Source organism: Pseudomonas sp. BF-B-30 (assembly GCF_019956305.1).
Taxonomy (GTDB): Bacteria; Pseudomonadota; Gammaproteobacteria; order Pseudomonadales; family Pseudomonadaceae; genus Aquipseudomonas; species Aquipseudomonas jessenii.
Window position 1 is genome coordinate 1 of the sequence record NZ_JAHBDG010000038.1, and the last position, 12,175, is coordinate 12,175.

A 12,175-nucleotide genomic window follows, 5' to 3' on the forward strand; every position below is an offset into this window, starting at 1 on the left:
ACTGTGTTTGCCAATGTCGATACCGAGAAGCGTCATCGTGTTCATGAGAGATCCTCCGCCGAAAACGAGAAAAGCCCTGCAAGCGTAAACCTGCAGGGCTTCTCGGTCAGGCTGACCATCTCATTAAACCCGCTTTCGCGGGTTTTCTTGTTATGCCAACTGAGGCTGTTCGCTCATTGGCTTGAGCGGCAGCAGCGGCGCGTGAGGATCGGCCTTCACCGACTTGCGCCAGGCGCCCAGCCACTCTGGATGGCCTTCGCTCCAAACCTGCTCATGCAGGCGGGCCAGAGCCACCGGATCGCTCAGCAGTTGCACGCGCTCGTTGTTGGTCAGGCCTTCAGGCCCGACTTTCATTGCATGCCGTACCCGTTCGATCCGCAGCCATTCGATCGGCTCGGACTGATTGTGCCGGGAAGTCGCCAACGAGCACGCCAGGGCGTTCTGCTGTGGATCGACCACCGAGCGGACGAAGCCGTCGCTCAGCGCGTGCCAGCGGTTTTCGTGGGTGTACTGGTCGGTCGCCAGCAGTGCCTGCGGCGGATTGTATTCCTCAGGGATCAGGAACAGGTTCTCGTCACGGGACTTCAGGCCCAGGCCGACACGGCTGGAGATCACCGACACCGGGATCGACAGCATCAACGAACCGACGATCGGCACCAGCCACCACAGGAAGCTCGGGTTCAGCCAGATCACCAGCATGGCCCAGAAGAAGCCCAGCAGGGTTTGCGGACCGTGGCGCTTGACCGCCTCGCTCCACGGCGTGGAGTCGTCGTCACGCTGCGGCGAGTTCCAGGTCGCGGCCCAGCCGAGGAACGCGGCCAGTACGAAACGGGTGTGGAAAATCATCCGCACCGGCGCCAGCAGCATGGAGAACAGCATCTCCAGGAGCATCGACAGGGTCACCTTGAACTTGCCGCCGAACTCTTTCGCACCCTTGGCCCAGATCAGGATGATACTCAACAGCTTCGGCAGGAACAGCAGCACGATGGTGGTCGAAAACAGCGCGATGGCCTTGTCCGGGTGCCATTGTGGCCACAGCGGATAGAGCTGACGCGGTTCGAGGAAGTATTGCGGCTCCATCAGCGTGTTGACCGCCAGCAGCGCGGTCGACAGCACCAGGAAGAAGAACCACAACGGCGCCGACAGGTAGGACATCACGCCGGTCAGGAACACCGCGCGGTGCACCGGGTGCATGCCCTTGACCAGGAACAGGCGGAAGTTCATCAGGTTGCCGTGGCACCAGCGACGGTCGCGCTTGAGTTCGTCCAGCAGGTTCGGCGGCAGTTCTTCATAGCTGCCGGGCAAATCATAGGCAATCCACACGCCCCAACCGGCACGACGCATGAGCGCGGCTTCGACGAAGTCGTGGGACAGGATCGCACCGGCGAATGCGCCTTTACCGGGCAATGGCGCCAGGGCGCAGTGCTCGATGAACGGCTTCATGCGGATGATCGCGTTGTGGCCCCAGTAGTGCGACTCGCCCAACTGCCAGAAGTGCAGGCCGGCGGTGAACAGCGGCCCGTACACGCGGGTGGCGAACTGCTGCATGCGCGCATAAAGGGTGTCCATGCCCGACGCACGCGGCGCGGTCTGGATGATGCCGGCGTCCGGCGTGGCTTCCATCAGGCGTACCAGACTGGTCAGGCACTCACCGCTCATCACGGAGTCGGCGTCGAGTACGACCATGTACTTGTAGTCACCGCCCCAACGACGGCAGAAGTCGTCGAGGTTGCCGCTTTTACGTTTTACGCGACGACGACGGCGGCGATAGAAAATCTTGCCGAAGCCCCCGGCTTCGCGGCAGACATCCAGCCAGGCCTGTTGCTCGGCGACGCAGATATCGGCGTCGTTACTGTCGCTGAGGACGAAGAAGTCGAAGCGGTCCAGGTCACCCGTGGCCGCGACCGATTCGAACGTTGCACGCAGACCGGCGAATACCCGAGGCACGTCTTCGTTGCAGATCGGCATCACCAGCGCGGTGCGCGCATCCTTTGGAATCGGCTCGTTACCAGCACTTTTACCGGAGATGCGGTATTTATCGTGCCCGGTTAGCAACTCGAGAAAGCCCATCAGCGCGGTCCAGAAACCCGCCGAAACCCAGCAGAACAGGATCCCGAACAGGATCAGGATGCTGGTCTGCAATGCATATGGCAGCACTTGGGTGGCGGTTTGCAGTAACGGTTGGTGCAAGACTTCGTCGAGGTCGACGAATGACCAGCCCTGGTAAGGCATGAGGCCTTTCATGAACCAGCCGGCGACGATGGTCTGACCGAGCATCAGTACCAGCAGAATGTAGCGGCGGATCGAACCGACGGTGCGCCAGCGCGCGGCCGGCAGCACGTTCTCGTCTTTCGGCGGCTTCGGCGGATTGGTGCGACCGGTCAGACGCCGCCAGCCGCGCACCAGAATATTGGTGCGCCACGGCTCCGGCACGACCTTGGTCCGACGAATCGGTGGGGTCGCCTTAAGGCAGACGCGACCGCTGGCGTCGAGCACCAGCATTTCGGCGTCCTGCAATTCTTCGGCAGTGCTCAGGGTCAAGCGCTTGCCGACCGAAGCCTGGGCGGCCTCGGCTGGCGCGTCGAAAGTCGAGGACGACAGACGCTCATGCAGTTCACTGAAAGACCTGCAGCCCGCGAGTTCCGCGCGCTGCTGGTCGGTCATCGGCAGATGCGCCAGATACTCGGAAAGAGTTTCTGGCCGTACTTGAGAGTTACTCATCGGCAGGCAACTGATAGCTCCAGGTCTCGGTCAGGACTTCTTCAGTCGGGGCCGATTCCGGTGTGGCTGGGGCCGCGTCGGCAGCGACAGGCTGCTTGGCGTCTTTATTGGCCTTGTCCTTGGCATCTGCAACAGGCTTGGCTTCGGCCTGTTTGGCCTCCGCTTGCCTGGCTTCCTTGTCCGCTTTCTCTTGTTGCTTGGCGGCAACCTTGTCGGCCTTGGCAACCGACGAGTTCGACGACGGAATCGAAGTCTTGGCCAGGTCCGCCGGCACGATGTTCTGCACCAGCGCGGCACGCATCTCGGTGGACTTGCTCGGATCCTTGATCTTCAACCGCAAGGTCAGGCGCCAGCCTTTGGTTTCAGGATTATAGCGAACGCTGTTTTCCACCAGCTCGGCGTTGTCGCCGACGCTGACCTGGCTGCGAACGTCCGCTTCGGCCGGCAAAGCCGCCAGGGACGGGCCTTCAAAGTCCACCAGGTAGGCAACGCTGCCGTCCGGCTGACGAATCAGGTTGGACTGTTTGACGTCACCAGTGGAGCGCAGGGTCTGTTTGACCCAGGCGCTGTCCGGCGCGTGAATCGAGGCTTCATCCATGGTCCAGTGCATACGATAAGCGACATCGAGCGGCTGGCCAGGTTCCGGCAATTTTTCCGGGTTCCAGAAGGCAACGATGTTGTCGTTGGTTTCGTCGGCGGTCGGAATCTCGACCAGGTCGACCGTGCCCTTGCCCCAGTCACCCTTCGGCTCGATCCAGGCGCTTGGGCGCTTGTCGTAGCGGTCGTCGAGGTCTTCGTAGTGGCTGAAGTCGCGGCCACGTTGCAGCAGACCGAAGCCGCGCGGGTTTTCAACGCTGAAGTTGCTCACGGCCAGGTGCTTCGGATTGTTCAGTGGACGCCAGATCCACTCGCCGTTGCCGGCATGGATCGCCAGACCGCTGGAATCGTGCAGCTCGCGACGGTAGTTCAGTACTTTCGACGGTTGGTTGGCGCCGAACAGGAACATGCTGGTCAACGGGGCGATGCCCAGTTTGCCGACCTTGTCACGCAGGAACATCTGCGCCTTGACGTCGACGATGGTGTCGCTGCCCGGACGCAGGGTCAGGCGGTAGGCACCGGTGGCACGAGGAGAATCCAGCAGGGCGAAGATCACCAGGTGCTTGTCGCCCGGCTTGGGCTGCTGAATCCAGAACTCGCGGAAACGCGGGAATTCTTCGCCGGACGGCAATGCGGTATCAAGCGCCATGCCGCGAGCGGACAAACCATAGACATGACCCTTGCCGACGACGCGGAAGTAGCTCGCGCCAAGCATGGTCATGATTTCGTCTTGCTTGTCGGCCTTGTTGATCGGGTACAGCACACGGAAACCGGCATAACCCAGTTGTTCGGTGGCCTTTGGATCGAACTTCATATCGCCGAAGTCGAAACGACTCGGATCGTATTTGATCTCTTCGACGGTGTTCGCGGTGATTTCGTTGATTTTCACCGGCGTATCGAAATGCATGCCCTGGTGATAGAAGGACAGCTTGAACGGCGTCTTCTGGTCAGCCCACTCGGCTTTTTCCGTCAGAAAACGAATTTTCTGATAGTCCGCGAATTTCATGTCGCGGAACTCGTTCGGCAGGTTACTGCGCGGCGCTTCGAATTTCTGCGCGGCCAGTTCTTTTGCCTTGACCGATACATCATCCAGACTGAATGCCCAAAGCTGACCGGCGCTGAGCAGGCAGAGCAGTGCAGAGCCCGCTACCAGGGCGCTGCGTAACCGTTTGGCAGACAATTTTGGTGCGTTACAGGGACTAACAATCACGAGCAACCCTCGCCGAAAACAGATCAAAAAACCAACGGCCAGTTAAAGGGCCTGCACGGTGTACGGTATGAAAAAACCGCCCTTGCAAACCACTCTTGCCAAGTTGGCGAGCATTGTTCCGACTCCGCTGTGGCGAAATGATTCCCCAATCGGATCCGGACAAGTCTCTACCTAAGTCAAAATGGACCAACGAACGCTGATCCCCGTAGCGCGGGATTATCTAGTAGGCCGCGTTACAACGCATCAGGGGTAACAAAGTATTTATCGCGAAAAAGCCCTGTTTTCAGCCGAAATGAACGCAAAAACTTGTTTCAAGCGCTTTCAGGTCTGTAACAGGAAGGTTACCGGGCCATCATTGATCAGGTGCACCTGCATATCCGCGCCGAATCTACCTGATGCCACAGTGCCATGCACCTGTTTCGCTTTGCTTAATAGATAGTCGAACAGTTCCTCGCCCAACTCCGGAGGGGCCGCGGTCGAGAAACTCGGACGCAGCCCGTTTTTTGTATCGGCAGCCAGAGTGAACTGGGAGACCAGCAGCAGCCCGCCGCCCACATCCGCCAAGGACAGATTCATCTTGCCCTCAGCGTCACTGAATACCCGATAGTTAAGCAGCTTATTAAGGAGTTTGTCAGCGCTGGCCCGCGTATCGTCGGGCTCGACGGCTACCAGGACCAGCAATCCCTGATCGACGGCACCCACGATCTCGCCCGCGACCTCGACCCGCGCGCCGCGCACCCGCTGCAACAGGCCCTTCATGCTTCTTCAGGCGGCAGGTCGAGCAGACGCCGGGCCATCTGATTGGCGGCGCGTACCAGCGCGTCGGTGATGCCCGGCTCGGAAGCGGCATGACCGGCATCGCGGATGACCTGCAATTCGCTGTTCGGCCAGGCTTGATGCAATTCCCAGGCGTTATCCAGCGGGCAGATCACGTCGTAGCGACCATGAATGATCACGCCGGGCAAATGGGCGATCTTGCCCATGTCGCGGATCAGCTGATTCTGCTCCAGGAAGGCGTTGTTACTGAAGTAGTGGCATTCGATGCGGGCAATCGACAAGGCACGTTGTGGCTCGGAGAAGCGATCGACCACCATCGGGTTCGGACGCAGGGTCGCGGTGCGGCCCTCCCAGGTGGACCAGGCCTTGGCTGCGTGCATCTGGGCGATCTGGTCATTGCCGACCAGGCGCTTGTGGAACGCGGTGAGCAAGTCGTCGCGCTCGTCCAGCGGGATCGGCGCGATGTAGTCCTGCCAGTAATCGGGGAACAGGCGGCTGGCGCCGGCCTGGTAGAACCATTCGATTTCTTGCGGACGGCAGAGAAAGATCCCGCGCAGGATCAGGCCGTGCACACGCTCAGGATGGGTTTGCGCGTAGGCCAGCGCCAGGGTCGAACCCCAGGAGCCACCAAACAGCACCCATTTGTCGATGCCCAGATGCTGGCGAATCCGCTCGAGGTCGGCGACCAGGTCCCAGGTGGTGTTGTTTTCCAGGCTGGCGTGGGGGGTCGAGCGACCACAACCGCGCTGGTCGAAGGTGACGATGCGATAAAGATTTGGATCGAAGTAGCACCGACTCTGGGCATCACAACCGGCCCCGGGGCCGCCGTGGATGAACACCACCGGCAAACCTTCCGGTGAACCGCTTTCGTCGACATACAGCGTGTGGGTCTCGTCGACGGCCAGATCGTGCCGGGCGTGGGGTTTGATCTGCGGGTACAAAGTCTGCATTGCGCACTCCGTAAGGGGTCGAGGTCATCCCTGGGGGGACTTCTATTATTCTGCCGTTGGGCATCATAAACCCGAATGGAGCGATGAGCATGTCCTTGGAGAGATTGAGGGCTCTGGATACCTGTCGCACTCAGGCTCGCGCCCGAAAATGAAGCCTGTGAAGGCATTCGTATGCAATAAAGAAAACCGCTATTTCAGCGCACGACTGAAACAGCGGTTTTTTGGAGCGTTGAGCCGCAATCCTGGTTCAGGCGCTATCGAATGATGAACTCAAGTACATCACCCATTCTACGGCGTCACAGTGAACTCAACGAGTACACTTGGCTCGGAAACAATGTCGCCTTTCTTCTGCCACGCTTTGATGCGATGAACTCCTGGGCCCCAAGTAAACGATGTGTACCACTTGTTATCCACCACTAATGCATCGTTCAACTTGACACCTCTTTCATCCAAAAGCTCGACAGTCGCTCCCACTTCGCAAATACCGTCGATAGCCATGCCGCCGATGGGATATGTGCCTCCTGATACAGGCACCCTGATCGATGGCGGAGGGGGCTTGACGCCGACCGGCTCAGTGGTGACAAAGAGGGGGACACGACGAGACGGAATCCTCTTTTCGGCTCCATCTTGCACATAAACCATCAGGCGTTCGAATTCAGGAGGACGAGAAGTAAATGGTCCGACGCGGCGGACCACCCAACGATTGCCCACTACATAACCTGTATATAATCCAATTCGAACAATCTCCACCTGGATAACACTCCCCGCATTCGAACAGGGCGTGCAGGTACCCTCCAAATCAAGATAACCTCCAAAGGGAACATTGACATTTTCGGCCTCAGGCTCCGTCACGGTCACTTCGATCCTGTCGTTCCCCAGTCCTACGCCAATCCAGCGCTCCGTCGGGTCAGACAACACGTTACTTACTGACTGTACGATTTTGATATAGACAACTTCACTACTAGTCCAGATGTGTTCAAAAGACCATGTGGTGCCGGTGACGCTGGCTTCCCCGATCAAGGTTTCGTCGACATCGCGGATGTACACACTCGCGCCTGGTTCGCAGGTTCCCTCGAACCGCACTTCCTGGTTGATTGGCATAAGGCTGTTGACGAGCGGAAGGGTTACCACCGGCGGGGGTACATTGGAGGACGGCTCGCGCACAATGATCTCGCGCACTGGAGTTGGATCTGAAATAGCAGCGTCGAGGATTTGCCGTACGTGGAGGCGCTGGACTCCAGGCACCATCTTTTCTAGCGTAAGACTCCAATTAGTCCCGATCGCCGGCACATCTTTCCATGTGGTATCAGGGAGGATCAACATCTGGACAACGGCACCTTCCAGGCAGGTGCCTGCGCAACGAACAAAACCTCCGTCGTGCTCGATACCTTCTTTTGGCCAGAGCATTTCGGGGGCAGGCGGTTTTGTAGCCACCGCACGTTCGCGAGAGTCCGCCGCACTATCCTTCGTATCCATGTTTGTACGTGCCATGATTTTCTTGCTCCTGTGGGCAGGCACGATCGCCTGCGTTCCAGAAGTGTTTTAACGTGAAGCAAAAAATTAATGACCTGTCAGAAATAACAGTCTCGACAAACGGTTGCTGTAGATCAGAGCTTTACAGCCAGGTATCCGAGCAACCTTTCATACAACACATCCACCTCGGCTACCTGCCCCCGCGCCCGCAAACAACCGTGTACCAGCCCTTCGCCGTAATACAGCGTCGCCGTCACACCGGCAGCGTTCAGTCGCTCGGCATACAGCACGCCGTCATCGCGCAACGGATCGAATTGCGCCACGGCGATCCATGCCGGTGGCAGTCTGCTGAAATCCGTGGCAAGCAATGGCATGGCGTAGGCGTTCGGATGGCGGGTGCCCTGCAGGTAAAGCGCGTGATAGCAATCGACGTCACTGGTGCTGAGTAACGGCGCGTCGATGCACTCACTGCGCGACGGCAGCCGTTGATCGCCGCCCAACCCCGGATAGATCAGGACCTGCGCGCACGGCACCGGCTCGCCGGCATCGCGCAGCGCCAGGCACAACGCTGCCGCGAGGTTGCCACCGGCACTGTCGCCGACCACCAGCGTACGCGCAGGGTCAAGTTTAAACGGCCCGGTGCGCAGTGCTCGCCAGACTTTGAGGCAATCGTCGAAGGCCGCCGGAAACGGATGTTCCGGCGCCAGACGGTAATCGACGGCAATCACCAACACGCCGAGGGTCGAGGCCAGTTCCGCGCAAATGAAGTCGTGGGAATCCAGGTCCCCCACCACCCAGCCACCACCATGTAGATAAACGACGCACGACGCACCGCTGGTCGCTGGTTGATAGGAACGAACAGCAACACCGGCCAACTCGAAATCGACCACGTGCAACCCGGCAGGGCGTGCAGGGGTAAATGCCCGGCACATCTCGCTGTAGGCCTGGCGCAGACCGTCGGGGCTGCCGTCAGTGCTGTTGAAACTGACGGTTTTCTCGACGAAAGCCGTCATCTGCTCGGAAAGTGGATAAGGAGCCATAAGACTGGTGCAAGCCTGTTCAGGTTTTTAAGACGTACTTATGACCTGTGGGAGCGAGCTTGCTCGCGATTGCGAACTGACAGGCAACATAGATGTTGAATGTGAGGGCGCCATCGCGAGCAAGCTCGCTCCCGCAGGTTTTGCAAACATCTGGAAAGGTGTCAGTTTTTCAGACTGGCCTGAACCATGGTCACGCCATCCTTGCCATCAAAACTGCTGACACCCGCCAGCCAGCGCTGGAGATCTTCCGGATGCTCGCGCAGCCATTTTTTCGCGACATCCTGAGCCGTTTGGCGCTCCATGATCGGCACCATCAACTGGCTTTCCTGGGCGGCGGTGAAGGTCAGGTTTTCCAGCAGTCGATTGACGTTCGGGCAGCGCTGGGCGTAATCCGGCGCGGTTACGGTGGAAACGGTCGCTGCACCTTCATTCGGGCCGTACACGTCTTCGCTGCCGGTCAGGTAGGCGATCTGCATGTTGATGTTCATCGGGTGTGGAGTCCAACCGACGAACACCACGAACTCCTTGCGATTCACGGCGCGCTGTACGGCGGCGAGCATGCCGGCTTCACCGGACTCGATCAGTTTGAAATCCTTCAGGCCGAAGTGATTGGTTTCGATCATGGTCTTGATCGTGGTGTTGGCGCCGCTGCCCGGCTCGATGCCGTAGATCTTGCCCCCAAGCTGATCCTTGAATCTGGCGATGTCGGAGAAGGTCTTCAGGCCCGCCGCTGCTACATAGTCAGGGACTGCAAGGGTGGCCTGGGCATCAGCCAGGCTCGGTTTGTCCATGACTTTGACCTGATTGGCGGCCAGGAACGGCGCGATGTTTTTGTCCATCGCCGGTTTCCAGTAACCAAGGAAAATGTCCAGGCGCTTGTCGCGGATCCCGGCGAAGATGATTTGCTGAACGGCACTGGTCTGTTTGCTTTCGTAGCCGAGGCCATTGAGCAACACGTCGGCCATGCCGCTGGTGGCGATCACATCGGTCCAGTTGACCACGCCCATGCGCACTGTTTTGCAGGAGGCGTCGTCAGCGGCCAGGGCGCTGGTGCTCAGGAGAGCCGTGCCGCAGAGGATTGAGAGACAGCGGGCGAACAAACCTTTGGTGCTTGTCATAGAGAGCATCTCGTGCGGCAGCGATTATTGTGAGGCCGGTGTCTTTGTGCACCGTGGCCAGAACATTACGCAGCAGACGAGCGGTAAAAGCGACCTGTGGCGACCGTGTTTTGCACGGTGGCGACTGTTACGTCGCGCTTTCAAAATGAACACTTACCTGTGGGAGCGAGCTTGCTCGCGATGGCGGTGGATAAGTCGACATAGATGTAACAGACAGACCGCTATCGCGAGCAAGCTCGCTCCCACAGGGTTACGCGTCAGGCTTAGCGCTTGTAGTGTTTTTCACCCCAGGCCAGCAAGCCTTGCAGCAACTCCTTGAGCACCAACCGCGTCGGTTCCGCCAGATCCGGGCGATAGCGGAACGGCTCGAACTCTTCCATGTAGGTGCACTGCCCCAACTCCAGTTGCACCGCGTGGATGTTCTCGGCCGGATTGCCGTAATGGCGGGTGATGTGCCCGCCCTTGAAGCGCCCGTTGAGTACGTGGGTGTAGTTGTCGTGAAGCGCGCAGATCGCTTCCAGTCGGGTCGCAAGCTGTGGATCGCAACTGGCGCCGTTGAAGGTGCCGAGGTTGAAGTCCGGCAACTTGCCGTCGAACAGGTGCGGGATGATCGAACGGATCGAGTGCGCATCGAACAGCAGCGCATAGCCGAACTCGGCCTTCAGTCGCGCCAGTTCCTGCTGCAAGGTGCTGTGGTATGGCGTCCAGATCTGCTCCAGATAAGTCGCGCGCTCATCGGCAGAAGGCTCCAGCCCTTCGCGGAACAACGGAATGCCGTCGAACAGCGTTGCCGGGTACAGGCCGGTGGTCGCGCCCACGTACAAAGGCTTGTCGTCGGACGGTCGGTTAAGGTCGATGACGAACCGCGAGTACTCGGCCGCCAGGGTGCTTGCACCCAGTTCCGCGGCGAAGTCGTAAAGCTGCGGGATGTGCCAGTCGGTGTCCGGCAGGCTTTTCGCGTCAGGGATCAACCCGGCTTCGACCGCAGGCGTCAGGCGCACGCCAGCGTGGGGCATGCTGATCAGCAGCGGTACGCGGCCTTGTTTGAAGTTCAGAACCTTATCCACAACAGATCTCCTACAGACTTGATTCGACGCCGTGGCGCACGACGCGTTTTTCCAGGTCGCCGCCCAGCCAGTAACACAGGTCGGCCGGGCGATCGATTTGCCAAGCGACAAAATCCGCGACCTTGCCGACCTCCAGCGAACCATGAGTATCGGCCATGCCCAGCGCGGTGGCGGCATGAATCGTCGCGCCGGCCAGGGCTTCTTCCGGGGTCATGCGGAAGCAGGTGCAAGCCATGTTCAGCATCAGGCGTAACGACAGCGCCGGCGAGGTGCCCGGGTTGAGGTCGCTGGCGATGGCGATTTTCACGCCGTGCTTGCGCAGGGCTTCCATCGGCGGCAATTGGGTTTCACGCAGGAAGTAAAAGGCGCCGGGCAACAGCACCGCGACCGTACCGGACTTGGCCATGGCGATGGCGTCGTCCTCGGTCATGAACTCCAGGTGATCGGCGGACAACGCGTGATAGCGCGCCGCCAGGCTCGAGCCATGCAGCGACGACAACTGCTCGGCGTGCAGCTTCACTGGCAGGCCCAGTGCCTGGGCGGTAATGAACACCCGCTCGACCTGCGCCGGGGAGAACGCCAGGTACTCGCAAAACGCATCCACGGCGTCGACCAGCCCTTCGGCAGCCAGGGCCGGGAGCATGTCGGCGCAGATGTGATCGATATAGTCGTCAGCGCGATCCTTGTACTCCGGCGGCAAGGCGTGAGCCGCCAGGCAGGTGCTGCGCACGCTGACCGGCAGTTCGGCGCCGAGGCGACGGGCCACACGCAGCATCTTGCGCTCGCTGGCCAGGTCCAGGCCGTAGCCGGACTTGATTTCGATGCTGGTAACGCCATCACGCATCAGGCTTTTCAGGCGCTTGGCGGCACTGGCGAACAGTTCATCTTCGCTGGCTGCGCGGGTGGCGCGTACGGTGCTGGCGATACCGCCGCCACTGGCGGCGATTTCCGCGTAGCTGACGCCTTGCAGGCGCTGTTCGAATTCACCGCTGCGGTTACCGCCGAACACCGTGTGAGTGTGGCAGTCGATCAGGCCCGGCGTGACCCAAGCCCCGTTCAAATCATTGACGGCCGGGTACTCGCCCGCCGGCAACTCACCGCGCGGGCCGATCCACTCAATGTGCGCTCCTGACGTCACGATGGCCGCATCCTCGATGATCGAGTAGACGCCTTGTGCCATGGTTGCGACGTGACAGTGTTGCCAGAGAGTTTTCATCCTTGG

9 protein-coding genes are annotated in these 12,175 nt (G+C 59.8%); all 9 read right to left on the reverse strand.

What is annotated here, in order from left to right; all coding sequences use genetic code 11:
* Positions 1–150: 150 nt before the first annotated feature.
* The 9 genes from mdoH to hutI all read right to left on the reverse strand — a co-directional run bounded on the left by mdoH (position 151) and on the right by hutI (position 12,169).
* Positions 151–2,721: a glucans biosynthesis glucosyltransferase MdoH gene (mdoH, locus tag KGB29_RS19450; protein ID WP_154910695.1), complete on the reverse strand. Its 2,571-nt coding sequence runs from the start codon at positions 2,719–2,721 to the stop codon at positions 151–153.
* Complete coding sequence (locus tag KGB29_RS19455) at positions 2,714–4,528, reverse strand: glucan biosynthesis protein G (protein ID WP_057712377.1); 1,815 nt, start codon at positions 4,526–4,528, stop codon at positions 2,714–2,716. The genes mdoH and KGB29_RS19455 overlap by 8 nt, the downstream gene beginning before the upstream one ends.
* 321 nt (positions 4,529–4,849) lie before the next feature.
* Positions 4,850–5,287: a D-aminoacyl-tRNA deacylase gene (gene dtd, locus KGB29_RS19460; protein WP_154910696.1), complete on the reverse strand. Its 438-nt coding sequence runs from the start codon at positions 5,285–5,287 to the stop codon at positions 4,850–4,852.
* A complete protein-coding gene (pip, locus tag KGB29_RS19465) occupies positions 5,284–6,255 on the reverse strand; it encodes a prolyl aminopeptidase (protein WP_150811979.1) in 972 nt (323 codons plus the stop codon). The genes dtd and pip overlap by 4 nt, the downstream gene beginning before the upstream one ends.
* Before the next feature lie 288 nt (positions 6,256–6,543).
* Entirely contained in the window at positions 6,544–7,746 is a 1,203-nt protein-coding gene (locus KGB29_RS19470; protein ID WP_154910697.1) for a hypothetical protein, read from the reverse strand.
* A gap of 116 nt (positions 7,747–7,862) precedes the next feature.
* Positions 7,863–8,768 (reverse strand): alpha/beta hydrolase, encoded by a 906-nt coding sequence (locus KGB29_RS19475; protein WP_154910698.1) that lies wholly within the window; start codon positions 8,766–8,768, stop codon positions 7,863–7,865.
* Positions 8,769–8,929: 161 nt separating this feature from the next.
* Entirely contained in the window at positions 8,930–9,886 is a 957-nt protein-coding gene (locus KGB29_RS19480; RefSeq protein WP_154910699.1) for a choline ABC transporter substrate-binding protein, read from the reverse strand.
* Positions 9,887–10,149: 263 nt separating this feature from the next.
* Positions 10,150–10,953 carry an N-formylglutamate deformylase gene (hutG, locus tag KGB29_RS19485; RefSeq protein ID WP_150811983.1) on the reverse strand — a complete coding sequence of 268 codons (804 nt, stop codon included), beginning with the start codon at positions 10,951–10,953 and terminating at the stop codon, positions 10,150–10,152.
* 10 nt (positions 10,954–10,963) lie between these two features.
* Positions 10,964–12,169, reverse strand: coding sequence for an imidazolonepropionase (hutI, locus tag KGB29_RS19490; protein ID WP_154861204.1), 1,206 nt, complete (start codon positions 12,167–12,169; stop codon positions 10,964–10,966).
* Between the last annotated feature and the right edge of the window lie 6 nt (positions 12,170–12,175).